The organism is Loktanella sp. SALINAS62 (genome assembly GCF_018263905.1).
Classification (GTDB): domain Bacteria; phylum Pseudomonadota; class Alphaproteobacteria; order Rhodobacterales; family Rhodobacteraceae; genus Loktanella.
Genome location: NZ_JAAFZU010000030.1, coordinates 156669 through 173657 on the forward strand (window position 1 = coordinate 156669; position 16989 = coordinate 173657).

Below are 16989 nucleotides of genomic sequence, written 5' to 3' on the forward strand. Positions count from 1 at the left end.
GGGGGGTCAAAGCGATAAAATGTCGGATCAAATCAGCGTCATCGCAAACACCATAACACAAAAAAGGCCCCCGCGAAAGCAGGAGCCTTTTTGGCTGTAAATCCAACGATATCAACAGGCTTTCCCGCGAATCCTCTGCGAATCACCCGCCTTCGCCGGGGGCTTCGGAAAACAGGTCCATCTTGCCTTCCTTGCCGTCCATCGCCTCGGCGTCGGGCAGCGGGTCTTTCTTGGTGATGATGACCGGCCAGATTTCGGAATACTTGCGGTTGAATTCCACCCACTTTTCCATGTCCGGCTCTGTATCCGGGCGGATCGCGTCGGCGGGGCATTCAGGTTCGCACACACCGCAGTCGATGCATTCGTCCGGATGGATGACCAGCATGTTCTCGCCTTCGTAAAAGCAATCCACGGGGCATACTTCGACGCAGTCGGTGTATTTGCAGGCAATGCAGTTGTCGTTGACGATGTAGGTCATGCGGGATCACTCAGGCTTTGGTTGCGGTCTGACTAGGATAACCGTTTGCGTCATTCAAGCGCGAATGGACCTTTGGTCGCCATGTCGCGGCGGTCCTTGCCGCTGGGGCGGCCTTTCCCGTCGTATTTCGGGGCTGCTGGCTGATGTGGCGCTGGCACCGGCGACATATCATCGTAAAGCCCCTGCGCTTCGGGGGCCGGACCGCGACGGGTGCCGCAGTCCAGTATTTTCACAACCCGAACGGCATCGCCCTGGGTAAATGTCAGGACATCGCCCGGTCCGACATTGCGGGCGGGCTTGCTGACAGGCGTGCCATCCACCCGGACCTTCCCGCCCGAAACGACCCCAGCGGCGAGGCTGCGCGATTTGAAAAACCGCGCATGCCACAGCCATTTATCCAGCCGGATCATATCGCGGGCGGCGTTCACTCAGGCTTGAACCCGGACAGCGCCGCAGCAAACGGGTTATCGGGGTCGATCTTCTTTTCCGGCCGCTTGGGTTTGGCGGCAAAGCTTTGCGGCTTTTCTCCACCGGGTTTGCCCTTGCCACGCGCAGGCGGTTTGCCACGCCCCTTGGCAGCCGGTTTATCGCCACGGGGACGACCGCCCGCCGGTTTGCCTTGCGCGCGTGCGGCCCGTCCACCCCAGGTAAAGGTGTAGAACGTCTCGATCTCCGCCGCTGTCGCCGCTTCAGACGTGGGTGCCGCGTCAGGATCACCGACTTCGACGATACCGGTGGCGGAATCCCCGATGGCATCGCCTTGCACGACGGGATCGGACGCGACGGGGTCGGACGCGACCGGATCAGCGGGCGGCACATCCTTTGGCGCATCGCCGGGAACGTCGGTCGGTTTTTCGGGTACCGGTGCATCGGTCGGTTCGTCAGGTTTCTGCGGGATCGGTTTGTCGTCGGGTTTCGCCGCTTTGACCTTGGGCCGCTGGCCCTGTTCGGCCTTGTAGCCCAGACCACCCATCAGACCCGCGAATTGTTCCAGCGTCATCCCTGTAATCGACAGCATGTCGGGCGTCGCTTCGAAACCACCGCGCGAATCCTTGTCGCGCAGCATGTCGGCCAGCCGTTCCAGCATGTCGATGCGGATCGCGCGGTCACCCGCCGCCCGGTAGCCCGCCATCGTGTAATAACCCTGCGGCACGTCCTGTGCGGCTGGCACCGTCACCAGACCGGGGGGCGGGCTTTCGGGGAATTCTTCCAGATCCTTGTCCAGCGACCACAGCACCAGCCGCAGCCGGGTCGGCGCAGGCTTCAGCAAGAGCGGCAGAAAGATCGTGAACTGGCCGAACCGGATACCGTGCTTGCGCAGCGCCCCGCGCGCGTCCTGATCCAGCGCCTTGACCTCGTCCGCGACTTCACCCCGTGTGATGACGCCAAAATGTTCGACCAGACGAAACGCGAAACCCTTGGCCGATCCGGTCAACGCCTCGTCGTTTTTCAGCGCCAGCAGCGGTTCCATCGCCGCGGCGATCTTGCGGTCGATGAAATGCTGTAACCGGCGCTGCACCTTGGCCGCGACGTCGGGACCGGCGGCATCATCGACGAATACAGCGACCGACGGCTTCAGCGGATCGCTGCCCTTTGTCAGTTTGCCGACCGCCTGATCGCCCCAGATCAACCCACCCTGTTCGGTAAAATCGATCTCTGTATCCGGCGCATTATAGAATCGGTCCGCGCGCAAATGGAAATGCGGCAGCAGCGCCGCTACGCTTGCCTGTCGCAGCGTCTTGGCCTCGTCGGGGCTGCCAGCCTTGTCCATGCGAAACCGAAAGCCTTCCAGCTTGCCGATGAATTCGCCTTCTACGGTCACTTCGCCCTGGTCGTTCACGTCAGCCACAAGGCTCTCCTTCTGTTTGAGCCGGCGCAGCAACACACTGGTGCGCCGGTCCACAAATCGTTGGGTCAGCGCGCCATGCAGCGCGTCCGACAGGCGGTCTTCTACAGCGCGGGTGGCATCGCGCCAATGGTTTTCGTCCCGCAGCCATCCCTTGCGCTGCGCGACATAGGTCCATGTGCGGATATAGGCCAGTCGTTTGGACAGGGTGTCGATATCCCCGTCGTCCCGGTCAATCCGCGCAACCTGCAGGGCGAACCAGTTTTCGTCCACATGCCCCGTCTGGTGCAGGTCGGTATATATACGCGTCAACAGGGCTGCATGTTCCCCCCGACTGATGCCACGAAAATCAGGCACCCTGCAGACATCCCACAAAAGCCGCACAGATGGCCCGTCGTGGGCGCGTGCCACGATGACCGGATCGTCTGCCAGATTGCGCAATGCGGCCAGATCGTCGCTTTCGCGCACACGGGTCAGCCAGTCGTTGTCGGTGCGGCTTTCCAGCGTTTGCAACAGGCGTTTGACCGACCCGAATTGCAGATCGGAATTTCGCCACATCAACCGTTTGACCGGCTGGAACCGGTGGCTTGTGATCTGTTCGACGGTGCCATCGTCCAGTTCAGACACTTCTCCGGTGACGCCGAATGTGCCGCTGGCGGTATGCCGCCCGGCCCGGCCCGCAATCTGGGCCAGTTCCTCTGGCCGCAATTCGCGCATCCGCGTGCCGTCGAATTTCGTGGTCGCGGAAAACGCGACGTGCTTGATGTCCAGGTTCAGGCCCATCCCGATGGCATCGGTGGCAACCAGATAATCGACGTCGCCGTTTTGATACATCTCGACCTGCGCGTTGCGCGTCCGTGGGGACAGCGCCCCCATCACCACCGCAGCACCGCCCTTTTGACGGCGCAGCAGTTCCGCGATCGCATAGACATTTTCAACCGAAAACCCGACGATCGCCGACCGGGCGGGCATCCGGCTTAGCTTTTTCGAACCTGTGTAGGTCAGCGTGCTGAACCGTTCGCGGTGAATGAATTCGACGCCGGGCACCAACGCGTTGATCGCGCCCCGGATCGTTTCCGCGCCCATGAACAGCGTTTCCTTCAGCCCGCGCGCATGCAGCAGCCGGTCGGTAAAGATATGGCCCCGTTCGGGATCGGCACACAGCTGGATTTCATCGACCGCCAGAAAATCGCAGCCCATGCCCGTCGGCATCGCCTCGACCGTGCAGACCCAATAGGCGGCACGCGGCGGGACGATCCGTTCTTCTCCCGTGACCAGCGCCACGACGCCCGGACCACGGGCCCGCACCAGCCTGTCATAGACCTCGCGCGCAAGCAGGCGCAGCGGCAGCCCGATCACACCGGTGCGGTGCCCCAGCATCCGGTCAATCGCAAGATGCGTCTTGCCGGTGTTCGTCGGGCCCAGAACGGCCGTGATCCGAGAGGGTTGCATGATCGTCCCCGCAGGGGCGGCGCGTCACAACGACGTGCCATCCAGTTCGACTGACAGACGGTCAATGGCCGTGTCGACCCCGTCGATATGGGGCGCAATGTCTCGGATTCGCGCATAGACCTCAAGCGCATCCTGCGGACGGTCCAGTTGTTCGAATATGATCGCCAGCCCGCGCATCGCGTTAAAGTGACGCGGGTTCAGCGTCAGCGTCGTGCGCAGATCGTCCAGCGCCAGCCCTATCCGTTCTTGCGCATAAAACGCCGTGGCCCGTGCGCTGTAGGCTTCGGCAAAGTCTGGCGCGTGGTCGATCAGCGCGCTCAAATGATCGACGGCAAGCCGTGGATCGCCGTCCTGCAAGGCGTCTTCGCCCCTGCGCAGCAACAGATCCATCGCCGCCGACCCGCTGCGCGACCATTCTTCCTGAATTTGCCCCGCAATGCCCGCCGCTTGCGCTGGGTCCGCCTGCGCAAGCCGGTCGAACAGGGAATCCAGCGTGCTGGTCTGCGCCAGCGCCATCTGCGACGACAAGAGTGTCGCAACGACAGAGTTGATGATCACGCGATGTATCGACATATCCTGACAGTAGTTTAAATCCCGCTGGATACCAGTGGAACCTCAGGGCACGGCCCCCAAAACAAGGACACAATCCCATGAGCGATATCCTCAATGCCGCCGTCACGCAGTTGAACGCCAAAATGGCGGGCGAATCCTTTGACGGCAGCGCGAAATTCATCATCGAAGACGAAGGCGCGCTGATGATCAGCGGCACCGACGTCAGCACCTGCGACGTCGACGCCGACGCCGATGTCACCCTGACCGCCAGCCGCGACACATTCGAAGGCATCCTGTCCGGCGACGAAAATCCCACCGCCGCCTTCATGACCGGCAAGCTGGCCATCGATGGTGACATGGGCAAGGCGATGGCGCTTGCTGGCGTGATTTCCTGATCACATGAGATATGCGCCGCTTCATTCCGATCTGGCCGATGGTCCCGATTCCGGGGCGGCGCATTGGCTCAAGACGACCGACAACCGCCAGATCCGCGTCGGTCATTGGGTGTCGGATACGGATCGCGGCACGGTGCTGCTGTTTCCCGGTCGCACCGAATACATCGAAAAATATGGCCGCGCCGCCGCATCCCTGCGCGCGCGCGGCTACGCGACCATCACGCTGGACTGGCGTGGTCAGGGGCTGGCCGAACGGCTGCTGCCCTTCCGCGCGACGGGCCATGTCCACAGCTTTCGCGACTACCAGAAAGATGTGGCCGCCATGCTGACGCATGCGCGCGATCTGGGCCTGCCCAAACCGTTCTATCTGATCGCCCATTCCATGGGCGGTGCCATCGGCCTGCGGGCCCTGATCGAAGGCCTTCCCGTGCGTGCCGCCATGTTCAGCGCGCCCATGTGGGGCATTCAGATGAACGCGTCATTGCGCCCGTTCGCCTGGGCGCTGTCCGTCGCCGCCCGCCGGGTCGGAATGGATACAGGCATGGCCCCCGGACAAAAGGTTGAAAACTACGTCAACCGCATCACGCTGGACATGAACGAACTGACCTCTGACCCGGATATGTTCGATTACATGATCCACCAGTTGACCGAACAGCCGGATCTGGGGCTGGGCGGTCCGTCTTTGCGCTGGCTGTACGAGGCGTTGAACGAAACCCGCAATCTGGCGCGCCTGACCTCTCCGCGCACGCCCTGCCTGACGTTTCTTGGCAGCGCCGAAACCATCGTTGATGCGCCCCGCATCCGGACCCGGATGGACAAATGGCCGGGCGGCACACTTGATGTGATCGATGGCGCCAAGCACGAGGTCATGATGGAAACACCCGATGTCCGCGAACGTGTGTTCGACGCGACCTGCGCGCTGTTCGACGCCCATCCCTGACGATGACGTGGCAGGCCATCGTCAGCCGATGGCACCGCCCTATATGACCGCGCATGGCTGACGTTCTGACCTTTACCGACCGGGGCATCTATTGTCCGGCGGGTGATTTCTACATTGACCCGTGGCGCCCTGTGGACCGGGCATTGATCACCCACGGCCACGCGGATCATTCGCGCTGGGGGATGCGCCGCTATCTGGCGACGGAATCGGCAGCCCCCGTGATCCGCCACCGGCTGGGCGACATTGCGCTGGATACCATCCGCTACGGCGAAACCCGCCGGATCGGCGGTGCCATCGTATCGTTTCATCCCGCGGGCCACGTTCCCGGATCAGCCCAGATCAGGGTCGAGGTCGCCGGACAAGTCTGGGTCGCATCGGGCGATTACAAGACGACCGCCGATGGCCTGTCCGAACCGTTCGAACCCGTGCGCTGCCATGCGTTCATCACCGAATGCACATTCGGCCTGCCGGTCTTCAAATGGACGGAAGAAGCAACGCTGAAACGCCAGATGAACGACTGGTGGGCCGCCAACGCCGCCGCAGGGCGCACATCGATCCTGGGGGCATACGCCTTGGGCAAGGCGCAGCGCCTGCTGACATCCGTGGATGCGTCGATCGGTCCGATCCTGACGCATGGTGCCGTCGAAAATACCAACGCCGTGTTGCGTGCTCAGAGGATCGCGCTGCCCGACACGATCCGCGTGACGCCCGACACGAAAATCGCGGACCACCCCGGCGCGCTGGTGCTGGCCACGCCCAGCGCATTGGGCGGCACGTGGGCGCGACGGTTCGGCGCGTCATCGTCTGCCTTTGCGTCCGGCTGGATGGCCCTGCGCGGGGTCCGCCGCCGCCGCGCGGGCGACCGGGGATTCGTGGTATCCGACCATGCCGACTGGGACGGGCTGAACGACGCGATCAAACAAACCGGCGCGACCCGCATTTTCACCACCCACGGCTACACCAACGCCTTTCAGAAATGGCTCTCGTCCGAAGGATATGACGCGCACGTCGTCAGCACCGAATACGAAGGCGAACAGTTGGACGACAGCGACGATACGCTGGTGGACGACGCATGAAAGACTTTGCCGCCCTGTTCACCCGCGTCGACGAAACCACAAAAACCACGGTCAAGGTCGCGGCACTGGCGGATTATCTCCGCACCGCCCCCGACGATGACAAACTGTGGACCGTGGCGCTGTTTTCAGGGCGTCGTCCCAAACGCCTGATCACCGCTGCCCGGCTGCGCGAATGGGCCGCCGAACGCGCGGCCCTGCCCCTGTGGCTGTTCGAAGAATCCTACGGCATCGTTGGTGATCTGGCGGAAACCATCGCGCTGATCCTGCCCGACCCGTCCACCACATCGGACCACAGCCTGTCATACTGGATTGCGGAACTGGCCCGCCTGTCCACGCTGGACGACGATGCCCGCAAGGCCGGTATTCTGGCCGCATGGGACAGCCTGCCCACCACGCAGCGGTTTTTGTTCACCAAGCTTTTGACCGGCGGTTTCCGGATCGGCGTCAGCCAGAAACTGATGACACGCGCGCTGGCACAGGCCACCGGTCAGGACGAGGCGGAACTGACCCACAAGCTGATGGGCAACTGGACCCCGCAAACGACCACCTGGCACACCCTGATCGAAGCCCACGATCCCACCGCCGACCTGTCGCGGCCCTATCCGTTCTACCTTGCCTACGGGCTCGAAGATCTGAACACCCTCGGCCCTGCGTCTGACTGGTCTGCGGAATGGAAATGGGACGGTATCCGCGGCCAGTTCATCCTGCGCGCGGGCGAACATCACCTGTGGTCGCGGGGCGAGGATCTGATGACCGACCGCTTTCCCGAACTGGCGCAACTGCGCGACTACCTGCCCGACGGCACCGTCATCGACGCAGAGGTGCTGGCCTTTCGCAACGAATCCCCCTTGTCATTCAACGCCCTGCAATCGCGCATCGGACGCAAGACCGTCCCGAAAAAGCTGCTGGTGGAATCGCCCGTCGTGCTGATGGCCTATGACCTGCTGGAAGATGCGGGGCAGGATATCCGCAGCCAGCCCTTTGCCGACCGCCGTGCGCGGCTGGCGCAGATTGTCGCCGCGGCACCCGATGCCGCCCCCCTGCGCCTGTCGCCCGCCGTGGCGTTCGACGATTGGGACAGCCTTGCCGCCCTGCGCGAAACCAGCCGCGACCGCCATGCCGAAGGTTTCATGCTCAAGCGGCTGAACAGCCCCTATCTGGCGGGACGCAAGAAAGGCGACTGGTGGAAATGGAAAATCGACCCGCTGACCATCGACGCGGTGATGATCTACGCGCAGGCCGGATCGGGACGCCGCGCCAACCTTTTTACCGATTATACCTTTGCCGTCTGGAACGGAAATGACCTGATTCCGTTTACAAAGGCGTATTCCGGCCTGACCGACGCAGAGTTTCGGCAAATCACCGCTTGGGTACGGAAAAATACGCTTCAAAAATTCGGGCCGGTCCGGCAAGTAAAACCGCAACACGTCTTTGAACTGGCGTTCGAAGGCATCCAGGCCAGCCCGCGCCACAAATCCGGCGTTGCCCTGCGGTTCCCGCGGATGCTGCGCTGGCGCCATGACAAACCCGTCGCAGAGGCCAACAGCCTAGACGATCTGAATGCACTTCTCGACCAATATGGATAAAACCATGCGCAAGGCCCTGATCAATCTTTTCGGCGCAGCCACGCTGATCGGCGTGCTGGCCACGGCCATGGCCGAACTGCCGGTAAACGTCTGGTGGATCAGGTTTCTGGATTTTCCCCGGCTTCAGATCACGCTTTGGCTGGGTGTCGCACTGACGATCTATATCCTGCTGCGGCGTGCGCAGATCGGTCTTGGCAGCGTCATCACGCTGGCGGGTCTTGTGGCACTGGGGGTGCAGGTCACGACGCTTTGGGCATTTCAGCCCATCGCAGCCCAGATGGTGCCGACCGTGCTGCGCTGCGAACCCGACGACACGCTGCGCGTTCTTGTGACCAACGTGCAGCGCAGCAACCGTCATGACACGCAGGTCATCGACATGGCCCGCACCCATGCCCCCGATGTGTTCATCGTCATGGAAACCTCGGACTGGTGGGACGACGCGCTGGCGCCGCTACAGGACGATTTTGCCTATAGCGAACAGGTCAGCCAACGCACGCCGGACCATTACGGGATGCAGGTCTATGCGCAGCATCCCTTTAGCCGTGCGGCGTTCGACTATCCGCTGAATTCCGATACGCCGATGTTTGACGGGCGGCTGGAACATCCCGCCCGCCCTGTCCACCTGCTGGGTGTGCATCCCCGCCCGCCCCATTACGACAACGGCGGTCAGGCATCGACCATGCGCGACGCGACCGTGCTGCACGCCGCGACACTGGCACGCGACAGCGACGCGATCAGCGTGATCGCAGGCGATTTCAACGCCACCCCCTGGAACGACACCACCCGTATGGCCCTGCGGATCGGCGGGCTGGTCGATCCGCGCGTCGGGCGCGGCCCGATGAACAACTACAAGGCGGGCAGCGATTACATGCGCTGGCCGCTGGATCAGGTGCTGTTGCAACCCGGTCCGGGTCTGTTGAACATGCAGATCCTGCCGCCTGTCGGGTCCGACCATCAGCCCGTGCTGGTGGATCTGTGCCTCAGCCCCTTGATGCCCGCCAATACGATCCCGCTGCGCGACGGCGATCTGGATGCCGCACAAGATACCTTTGACCGCGCCCGCGCCCTGCAAGCCCGCGAGGGTTGAGCCACCGCCCCCGGTCGCCTATGTCTTTGACAGCAAACAGACAGGACACCCGATGACCCGTACTTTCGACGCCGTGACAGACACCGGCGGCCTGCCCCTTGGCAATCTGCCGGAATGGGATCTGACCGACCTTTACCCCGCCCCGGACAGCGCCGAAATCAAGCGCGATCTGGACTGGCTGGAAGAATCCTGCGCCACCTTTGCCGCCGACTACGAAGGCAAACTGGCCGACCTGTCCGCATCCGAACTGGTCAACGCCGTCAAACGCTACGAAAAGATCGACGAAATCGCGGGCCGTATCATGTCCTATGCGGGTCTGCGTCATTACCAGATCACCACCGACAATGACCGTGCCAAATTCATGGCCGACATGCAGGACAGGCTGACGACCTATACCACCCCGCTGGTGTTCTACGGTCTGGAATTCAACCGCCTGCCCGACGATCATCTGGACACGCTGCTGGCCCAGAACGAAGAATTGCGCCGCTACAAACCCGTGTTCGACCGGATGCGCGCGATGAAACCGCACCAACTGTCGGACGAGCTGGAAAAGTTTCTGCACGACCAGTCCACCGTCGGCGCCGCCGCGTGGAACCGACTGTTCGATGAAACCATGGCCGCACTTGAATTCGTCGTCGACGGCGAGGTGATGGGCCTTGAATCCACCCTGAACCTGCTGACCGATCAGGACCGCGCACAGCGCGAAGCGGCATCCATGGCGCTGTCCAGCGTTTTTGCCGAAAATGTCAAACTGTTCGCCCGCGTCCACAACACGCTGGCCAAGGAAAAAGAGATCGAGGACCGCTGGCGCAAGATGCCGACCCCGCAGACGGGTCGCCACCTGTCCAACCACGTCGAACCCGAAGTGGTCCAAGCGTTGCGCGACGCCGTCGTCGCAGCCTACCCGCGCCTGTCGCACCGCTATTACGCGCTGAAAGCGAAATGGCTGGGCCTTGACCGGATGCAGACATGGGACCGCAACGCGCCCCTGCCGCGCGAAGACGAACGCCTTGTCGGTTGGGACGAAGCCCGCGACACCGTGTTGGACGCCTACGCCGGGTTCGATCCGAAAATGGCCGAACTGGCCAAACCGTTCTTTACCGACGGCTGGATCGACGCAGGTGTCAAACCGGGCAAGGCACCGGGCGCATTCGCGCATCCGACCGTGACCACGGTGCATCCTTATGTGATGCTGAATTACCTTGGCAAACCGCGCGACGTGATGACGCTGGCGCATGAATTAGGCCACGGCGTTCATCAGCGTCTGGCGGCGGATCAGGGCGAACTGCTGTCCTCCACCCCGCTGACGCTGGCCGAAACCGCATCCGTGTTCGGTGAAATGCTGACCTTCCGCAAGCTTCTGGATGCCGCCCAGACCCCGCAGGAACGCAAGATCCTGCTCGCCGGTAAGGTCGAGGACATGATCAACACGGTCGTGCGCCAGATCGCGTTCTACGATTTCGAATGCAAACTGCACGCCGCCCGCGCGGGCGGTGAACTGACGCCCGACGACATCAACGCGCTGTGGATGTCGGTGCAGGCGGAATCGCTGGGGCCGGTGTTCGATTTCCACGACGGATACGAAACCTTCTGGTCGTATATCCCGCATTTCGTGCATTCGCCGTTCTACGTCTACGCCTATGCCTTTGGCGACGGATTGGTGAACGCGCTTTATGCGGTATATGAGGAAGGCGACGCCGACTTTCAGTCCAAATATTTCGATATGCTGCGCGCGGGCGGGTCAAAGCACCATTCCGAACTGCTGGCCCCCTTTGGCCTGGACGCGTCCGACCCCGCATTCTGGGACAAGGGCCTGTCGATGATCGAAGGCATGATCGACGAACTCGAAGCGATGGAAGACGCGTGACAACGATCACGCTGCGCCCCCTGACAGACGGCCAGCGCGACGCCCTGCGCGCGCTGGCCGTCAGCCCCGATCAGGTGCAGTTTTCCGGCCAGCCGTCAGAATTTTCAGGCGACCCCGCAGCCGGGATCGACGTGCACCTGATCCATGCCGACGGGCTATGTGTCGGCATGTTCCGTATCGATCACGACTTTTCGCGTGAACATCCTCAGGTGCCGCAGGGCGCATTCGGCCTGCGCAGCATGATCGTGGACCAGCGCCATCAGGGCCGCGGCATCGGCACGGCGATGATCCGCGCCCTGCCCGCCTATCTGGCGCAACATTACCCGACAGCACGGCAAATCTATCTGACGGTGAACCTGCGGAATCCCGGCGCGCGGCGCAGCTATATCAACGGCGGTTTCGTCGATACGGGCGAACACTACCTTGGCGGTGCAGTCGGCCCGCAGCACATCCTGCGCATGGATCTTTAGCCTGTCATCTCGCGCATGACGGCGGCGATGGATGTGGTCTCTAGCGCTTCGACCCGCGCCAGCGCCGGTGTCTGCCGGGGCCACCCCCCGCTTTCGGCCAGTTCCAGCATGAAATGGGCCACATCGGCCATGCGCGTGCGGATCATATCCTCGGGGATCACATCCGGGGTCACGACATAATCGGCCGTCAGATCACCCTGCATCAGCCAGCCGGGCCGGACCGCTGTCCAGTTGACAGCCGATCCCCGCAGCTGCGCTTCCATCTCGGCCATCTGGTCCAGCACGTTATGCAGCGCGGCCATGACCGGGACACGGAAATGGATCGGCCCCCGGTCCTTTGCCGCCACGAAACTGGCGGATATCACGATCAGGCGGTCGACCCCCGCCCCATGCATCCCCGTCAGGATATTGCTGGTGCCCCGCGTATACAGCGGCGGCGGGTCCAGCAGCGTGCGCGGCGCATTGCCGACCCCCAGACACGACAACACCGCATCGCAGCCCGCAAAATGCGGTGACAGGTCATCGCCCAGCACATCACCATCAACGCAGCTTAGCCCGTCGCGCGGCGTCATGTCGGAACAATCCAACTCGATCGCCATGATGGTGTGACCCCGGCCCAATGCCTGATCCACCAGATGCTGCCCTACGGCGCCCTTGGCCCCCAATACCGCCAGTTTCATATGTCGTGCCCCTCTTGTTCAGGTCAGCAACACGCGCGGAGGTTTAACTGTTCCGCGCCTTGGCAAACACTTGGTCGATCATGTCCTGCGTGCCCCGGCTGAATTCCAGCGGGCATGCATAATCGGCCTCTCCCTGTGCCGCGCGACAAAACGCCTCGACCTGCAGAATGTAATGGTTTGCGGCAGGCCAGCGTTCGACCTGGCGCCCGCCACCGCCGGTTTCCAGCGTCAGTTCCGCCACGTCATAGACGTTCGCATTGAACGGCGCAGTCAGCGTCAGATGCCCGGTATCACCGTGAAAGGTAATATGTTGCCGGTTCTGCATCCGCATCGACACCAGCGCACCATAGGTGAACGCCCCGAAATCCGCCGCCACATGCGCAAAAACATCGACGTCGTTTTCAAACTGCACATCGGCAAAGGTCACCCGCTGGCAATCCGCCCCGGTGACAAAGCGTGCCGCGCCAAAGGCATAGACCCCGATATCCGGCAGACCCCCGCCGCCGGTTTCGGCCCGGTTGCGGATGTTGCCGACAGCGCTCGCGTTGTTGTAGGTGAACGCCGCATCCACGTGCCGCAGCGTGCCGATCGCGCCGCCCTGCACCAGTGACCGCGCCCGGTCGAACTGTGGGTGATGCACGATCATGAACGCCTCTGCCGCCAGCTTGCCCGCCTTGTCGCGGGCAGCAATGATGCTGTCGATCTCTGTGGCATTCAGCGCGATGGGCTTTTCGCACAGCACATGCTTGCCCGCCTCAAGCGCCTTGATGGTCCACGTCACATGCAGGTGGTTCGGCAGCGGAATATAGACCGCATCGATCCCCGCATCGGCCAGCAGCGCATCATAATCGTCAAAGACCTGCAAACCGGGCGCAAAAGCCTGAAAACCCTCTGCCTTGACCGGGTCGGATGTCGCCAACGCCACCAGTTCCGCCCCCTTGGCCGCATGGATCGCGGGTGCCATCCAGTCTTTTGCGAAATTTGCCGCCCCCAGAATTCCCCACCGCATCGCACGCACTCCACACATTTTCAAAAAAAACCCCCGCCGGAGCCATCCGACGGGAGCTACATTTCATCACCTTAACGAGAGGGTCAGACCTCCTCAAGCATCCCGCGTCCGGCGGCCAGTTCGCGCATCCGCTTTTGCAGCTTTTCAAACGCCCGCACTTCGATCTGGCGAATGCGTTCGCGGCTGACGTCATACTGACCGGACAGATCTTCCAGCGTGATGGTTTCATCATTCAGCCGGCGCTGCATCAGAATATCACGCTCACGCTCGTTCAACACATCCATCGCCTCGGCCAGCATCTCGCGGCGGCTTTCCAGTTCGTCCCGTTCGGCATAATCGCTGGCCTGGTCCGCATCTTCGTCTTCCAGCCAGTCCTGCCACTGCATCGTGCCTTCGCCTTCGGACCCGACCGTGGCATTCAACGACGCGTCACCGCCCGACATGCGGCGGTTCATCGACACGACTTCGTCTTCGGTTACGCCCAGATCGGTCGCGATCCGCTTGACGTTTTCGGGCCGCAGGTCGCCGTCTTCCAGCGCACCAATACGCGATTTCGCCTTACGCAGGTTGAAAAACAGCTTCTTTTGCGCGCTCGTCGTGCCCAGTTTCACCATCGACCACGACCGCAGGACGTATTCCTGGATCGCGGCACGGATCCACCACATCGCATATGTGGCCAGCCGGAAGCCCTTTTCGGGGTCGAATTTCTTGACCGCCTGCATCAAACCGACGTTCGCCTCGGAAATCACTTCGGCCTGCGGCAAACCGTAGCCGCGATAGCCCATGGCGATTTTCGCCGCCAACCGCAGGTGACTGGTCACCATCTTGTGTGCCGCTTCGGTATCGCCATCCTCGGCCCAGCGTTTGGCCAGCATGTATTCCTCTTCGGGTTCCAGCATCGGAAACTTGCGGATTTCCTGCATATAGCGGTTCAAGCCCTGCTCTGGGCTTGGCGCCGGAAGGTTCTTGTAATCGCTCATTATTCACTTCCCTGATCGACCCGATGTTTCGGGCCTTAACATAATATGGGTTAGGTTTTCCGGGTTTCAATTCCGGACGGGTCACAAAGTAAACAGTTCGTACCGCATGGGGTTCCGCTGCGCTATCTGCATCAATGCACAGGTCAGGCGCGGCGATCCAGTGCCGCAATCAGGGCCGCCATATCGCCGGGCAGATCAGATTCGAACGACAGGCTGTCCCCTGTGACCGGATGGACGAACCCCAACGTTGCGGCATGCAACGCCTGTCGTGGGAAATCACGCGCCGCCGCGACACCAGCCTCGCCCACGGATTTGGCCGACAGCTTTTGCCGCCCGCCATAGGTCGCATCCCCGATCAATCCATGACCGCAATGCGCCAGATGCACCCGGATCTGATGGGTGCGCCCGGTTTCCAGCCAGCATTCGATCAGGGCGGCCGTGGCGGGCTGGCCCAGGGGCTGCACGATGCGCGCGCGCGTCACCGCATGACGCCCTGTCGTGAACGATACCGCCTGCCGCTGCCTGTCCGTCCGGTGCCGCCCCAGAAAGGTCTGCACCTTCAAGATGTTGGCCGCCTCGAAACTGGTGCCCTTGACGCCGCGCAGGCGCGGATCGCTGGCATCCGGCACGCCGAAACAGACCGCCAGATAGCGCCGTTCGACCGTATGCGCTGCAAACTGGTCGGCCAGCCCCTGATGCGCGCGGTCTGATTTCGCCACTACCAGAAGCCCGCTGGTGTCCTTGTCGATCCGGTGCACGATCCCCGGCCGCTTGGCCCCGCCAACCCCCGACAGATCGTCACCGCAATGGTGGATCAGCGCGTTGACCAATGTGCCGTCGGGACTGCCCGGTGCCGGATGCACCACCATGCCGACCGGCTTGTCCAGCACGATCAGATCATGATCCTCGAATACCACGTTCAGCGCGATGTCCTGCCCGGCGATATGGCTTTCGACGGCGGCGGGCGCCGTCACGACCACCACGGCGCCCGCGGCCAGACGCGCCCGCGGATTGCGCGCGACCACCCCGTCGACAGTCACGGCCCCCGCCTCGATCAGCGCGCCCAGCCGTGACCGCGACAACGTGGCGTCATCCGGCACATCACGCGCCAGCGCCTTGTCCATCCGGGGCGGCGGATCGGACTGAATGATGAATTCTATCGTGGTCTGTGACATCGGCGGCTCCTTGCACGCGCCTTAGCGTTCCGTGCAACCAATGTCACGCCAGTCTGCGATATGGGGGGGTGGTACCACGTCCTGGTCTCGAACCAGGGACCTCTTGATCCACAATCAAGCGCTCTAACCAACTGAGCTAACGCGGCACTGGTGGCGATTTAGCGTCACCGGATCATGATTGCAAGTCCTCAAAACCTCGCCTAAACCAGCGCGCAACCAAGGAGAGACCGATGGGTATCAACGACGAACGCGACGTCGAAGCGAACATGCAGATCGGCCCGACGGAACTGGGCATGGTCCGTTTGTTTATCACGGCTGGCACCACGGAAATCCCGATGGACTTCGACCCCGAAGAAGCGGAAGAGATCGCCGAAGAAATCCGCGCCGCCGCCGCCGCCGCCCGCGCCGTCAAACCGCGCTAGCCTGCGCCACACTCTTCTTCTTGCCAAAAATATCCGCCCCGCCGGCGAGGCGTCCCGCAGGTGCTGCCCGCGCGACCTCACCCAGCCGGGCGACGCGTGTCAAACCGTACCAAAGCCAGGCGTAAATCCCGGATCGCGCGCGGCCTGCGCCCGGATCGCCGCGTGGCGCGCGAATTTCTGCACCATGACCTTGCGGCGCGCCGGTGCCAGCTTCACCTCTGGACCCATCCGCAGGATTTCCGCGTCATAGCCATCGGCCACGATCAACCCGCTGTCGTCAGGCAGCAGGTCAGTGTCGAATTCCGGGCCGACGGCCCAGAAAAACCGGTCGCACCACGCCAGATAACCCTGCCACTTCGCATCGGCCATGTAATCGGCACGGCTGGATTTGCATTCGATGATCCAGATCTCGCCCTTGGGGCCCAGCGCCATCACGTCGACCCGCAGCCCCCCGGTCGGCACCAATTCCTCGACGGTGACAAAGTCGTGACCACGCAAATGGCGCGACACGCCGCGCGCCAGCACCTGTCCGGGCATCAGATGTGATGGCATGGTCTGTTGTTGGTCATCTGGCATGGTACAGTTATGAACAAAACGGAAACATCGGTCAACCCGCACCGAATAATCGGTACCGCCCCCTTGTCGCAAACCGCAGCGCGGCTTAACTCTGGTTCAGGCGGGTTTCTGCTCTTCCCGTGCGCATGGGGGCTACATTCCAGTGGCCTTAAGCAAATCCGAGGGCGCTGGCTCTGTCCGGACCCTGGTTCGGTTACCTGGTGCCCACCTGTACATACAGGTCCTCGGGAATAAGCCCTCGCACGGTCGCTGTGGTTCCCGCCACCAACGACAGCATGTCGGTCGTGGCCATGCGCACAGCGCGTTTGCAAAGCAAATGCACAGCGTCGCCCGGCTGAAATTTTAGCACATCAGCCAGAAACGTTATCGCACCATCAGCGGGTCCGGGGCGCAGCCCC

General features: G+C 62.5%; 17 protein-coding genes and 1 tRNA gene. 8 read left to right on the top strand and 10 right to left on the bottom strand.

Features of this window, described 5'->3' with window-relative positions; translation table 11 throughout:
• Positions 1 to 142: 142 nt before the first annotated feature.
• The 4 genes from fdxA to GZH79_RS11860 are packed head-to-tail and all read right to left on the bottom strand — an operon-like array spanning position 143 to position 4349.
• Positions 143 to 478 (bottom strand): ferredoxin FdxA, encoded by a 336-nt coding sequence (gene fdxA / locus GZH79_RS11845; RefSeq protein ID WP_211643990.1) that lies wholly within the window; start codon positions 476 to 478, stop codon positions 143 to 145.
• A 50-nt stretch (positions 479 to 528) separates the two neighbouring features.
• Positions 529 to 888, bottom strand: a complete 360-nt coding sequence (locus tag GZH79_RS11850) for an RNA-binding S4 domain-containing protein (RefSeq protein WP_211644026.1) — start codon at positions 886 to 888, stop codon at positions 529 to 531.
• 14 nt (positions 889 to 902) lie between these two features.
• Complete coding sequence (locus tag GZH79_RS11855; RefSeq protein ID WP_211643991.1) at positions 903 to 3776, bottom strand: helicase-related protein; 2874 nt, start codon at positions 3774 to 3776, stop codon at positions 903 to 905.
• 24 nt (positions 3777 to 3800) lie between these two features.
• A complete protein-coding gene (locus GZH79_RS11860) occupies positions 3801 to 4349 on the bottom strand; it encodes a tetratricopeptide repeat protein (RefSeq protein ID WP_249219137.1) in 549 nt (182 codons plus the stop codon).
• A 77-nt stretch (positions 4350 to 4426) separates the two neighbouring features.
• Here GZH79_RS11860 and GZH79_RS11865 point away from each other — a divergent pair, with 77 nt between their 5' ends.
• From GZH79_RS11865 to GZH79_RS19335, 7 genes are read left to right on the top strand one after another with little or no spacing between them, the layout of a single operon-like run.
• On the top strand, positions 4427 to 4723 hold the full coding sequence (locus GZH79_RS11865; protein ID WP_211643992.1) for an SCP2 sterol-binding domain-containing protein: 297 nt from the start codon (positions 4427 to 4429) through the stop codon (positions 4721 to 4723).
• Positions 4724 to 4727: 4 nt separating this feature from the next.
• Entirely contained in the window at positions 4728 to 5663 is a 936-nt protein-coding gene (locus GZH79_RS11870) for an alpha/beta hydrolase (RefSeq protein ID WP_211643993.1), read from the top strand.
• 53 nt (positions 5664 to 5716) lie between these two features.
• A complete protein-coding gene (locus GZH79_RS11875; protein WP_211643994.1) occupies positions 5717 to 6739 on the top strand; it encodes a ligase-associated DNA damage response exonuclease in 1023 nt (340 codons plus the stop codon).
• Positions 6736 to 8325: an ATP-dependent DNA ligase gene (locus GZH79_RS11880; RefSeq protein ID WP_211643995.1), complete on the top strand. Its 1590-nt coding sequence runs from the start codon at positions 6736 to 6738 to the stop codon at positions 8323 to 8325. Before GZH79_RS11875 ends, GZH79_RS11880 begins: the two co-directional genes overlap by 4 nt.
• 4 nt (positions 8326 to 8329) lie before the next feature.
• On the top strand, positions 8330 to 9412 hold the full coding sequence (locus GZH79_RS11885) for an endonuclease/exonuclease/phosphatase family protein (protein WP_211643996.1): 1083 nt from the start codon (positions 8330 to 8332) through the stop codon (positions 9410 to 9412).
• A gap of 52 nt (positions 9413 to 9464) precedes the next feature.
• Positions 9465 to 11279 (top strand): M3 family oligoendopeptidase, encoded by a 1815-nt coding sequence (locus tag GZH79_RS11890; RefSeq protein ID WP_211643997.1) that lies wholly within the window; start codon positions 9465 to 9467, stop codon positions 11277 to 11279.
• On the top strand, positions 11276 to 11749 hold the full coding sequence (locus GZH79_RS19335; protein ID WP_211643998.1) for a GNAT family protein: 474 nt from the start codon (positions 11276 to 11278) through the stop codon (positions 11747 to 11749). Before GZH79_RS11890 ends, GZH79_RS19335 begins: the two co-directional genes overlap by 4 nt.
• On the opposite strand, the gene GZH79_RS11900 is transcribed toward GZH79_RS19335, so the two are convergent.
• From GZH79_RS11900 to GZH79_RS11920, 5 genes are all read right to left on the bottom strand, one after another.
• Positions 11746 to 12429, bottom strand: coding sequence for an NAD(P)H-binding protein (locus GZH79_RS11900; protein ID WP_211643999.1), 684 nt, complete (start codon positions 12427 to 12429; stop codon positions 11746 to 11748). The genes GZH79_RS19335 and GZH79_RS11900 overlap by 4 nt on opposite strands.
• 43 nt (positions 12430 to 12472) lie before the next feature.
• Positions 12473 to 13438 (bottom strand): Gfo/Idh/MocA family oxidoreductase, encoded by a 966-nt coding sequence (locus tag GZH79_RS11905; RefSeq protein ID WP_249219138.1) that lies wholly within the window; start codon positions 13436 to 13438, stop codon positions 12473 to 12475.
• 83 nt (positions 13439 to 13521) lie between these two features.
• On the bottom strand, positions 13522 to 14418 hold the full coding sequence (gene rpoH, locus GZH79_RS11910; protein ID WP_211644000.1) for an RNA polymerase sigma factor RpoH: 897 nt from the start codon (positions 14416 to 14418) through the stop codon (positions 13522 to 13524).
• A gap of 143 nt (positions 14419 to 14561) precedes the next feature.
• Positions 14562 to 15593, bottom strand: coding sequence for an RluA family pseudouridine synthase (locus GZH79_RS11915; RefSeq protein WP_211644001.1), 1032 nt, complete (start codon positions 15591 to 15593; stop codon positions 14562 to 14564).
• Between the two features lie 69 nt (positions 15594 to 15662).
• A tRNA-His gene (locus tag GZH79_RS11920) sits at positions 15663 to 15739 on the bottom strand.
• A gap of 84 nt (positions 15740 to 15823) precedes the next feature.
• Here GZH79_RS11920 and GZH79_RS11925 point away from each other — a divergent pair.
• Positions 15824 to 16015: a DUF6324 family protein gene (locus GZH79_RS11925; protein ID WP_211644002.1), complete on the top strand. Its 192-nt coding sequence runs from the start codon at positions 15824 to 15826 to the stop codon at positions 16013 to 16015.
• 99 nt (positions 16016 to 16114) lie between these two features.
• Here GZH79_RS11925 and GZH79_RS11930 read toward each other — a convergent pair whose 3' ends face one another.
• Positions 16115 to 16567, bottom strand: a complete 453-nt coding sequence (locus tag GZH79_RS11930; RefSeq protein WP_249219139.1) for an MmcB family DNA repair protein — start codon at positions 16565 to 16567, stop codon at positions 16115 to 16117.
• Positions 16568 to 16989 lie beyond the last annotated feature (422 nt).

Bases quoted from the DNA above. Each gene is read 5' to 3' on its own strand.
- GZH79_RS11900 (WP_211643999.1), bottom strand. From the start codon at position 12,429: ATGAAACTGGCGGTATTGGGGGCCAAGGGCGCCGTAGGGCAGCATCTG.
- GZH79_RS11880 (WP_211643995.1), top strand. From the start codon at position 6,736: ATGAAAGACTTTGCCGCCCTGTTCACCCGCGTCGACGAAACCACAAAA.
- GZH79_RS11890 (WP_211643997.1), top strand. From the start codon at position 9,465: ATGACCCGTACTTTCGACGCCGTGACAGACACCGGCGGCCTGCCCCTT.
- rpoH (WP_211644000.1), bottom strand. From the start codon at position 14,418: ATGAGCGATTACAAGAACCTTCCGGCGCCAAGCCCAGAGCAGGGCTTG.
- GZH79_RS11850 (WP_211644026.1), bottom strand. From the start codon at position 888: ATGATCCGGCTGGATAAATGGCTGTGGCATGCGCGGTTTTTCAAATCG.
- GZH79_RS11930 (WP_249219139.1), bottom strand. From the start codon at position 16,567: ATGCCATCACATCTGATGCCCGGACAGGTGCTGGCGCGCGGCGTGTCG.
- GZH79_RS11915 (WP_211644001.1), bottom strand. From the start codon at position 15,593: ATGTCACAGACCACGATAGAATTCATCATTCAGTCCGATCCGCCGCCC.
- GZH79_RS11925 (WP_211644002.1), top strand. From the start codon at position 15,824: ATGGGTATCAACGACGAACGCGACGTCGAAGCGAACATGCAGATCGGC.
- GZH79_RS11875 (WP_211643994.1), top strand. From the start codon at position 5,717: ATGGCTGACGTTCTGACCTTTACCGACCGGGGCATCTATTGTCCGGCG.
- GZH79_RS11870 (WP_211643993.1), top strand. From the start codon at position 4,728: ATGAGATATGCGCCGCTTCATTCCGATCTGGCCGATGGTCCCGATTCC.
- GZH79_RS11905 (WP_249219138.1), bottom strand. From the start codon at position 13,438: ATGCGGTGGGGAATTCTGGGGGCGGCAAATTTCGCAAAAGACTGGATG.
- GZH79_RS11865 (WP_211643992.1), top strand. From the start codon at position 4,427: ATGAGCGATATCCTCAATGCCGCCGTCACGCAGTTGAACGCCAAAATG.
- GZH79_RS11885 (WP_211643996.1), top strand. From the start codon at position 8,330: ATGCGCAAGGCCCTGATCAATCTTTTCGGCGCAGCCACGCTGATCGGC.
- GZH79_RS11855 (WP_211643991.1), bottom strand. From the start codon at position 3,776: ATGCAACCCTCTCGGATCACGGCCGTTCTGGGCCCGACGAACACCGGC.
- GZH79_RS11860 (WP_249219137.1), bottom strand. From the start codon at position 4,349: ATGTCGATACATCGCGTGATCATCAACTCTGTCGTTGCGACACTCTTG.
- fdxA (WP_211643990.1), bottom strand. From the start codon at position 478: ATGACCTACATCGTCAACGACAACTGCATTGCCTGCAAATACACCGAC.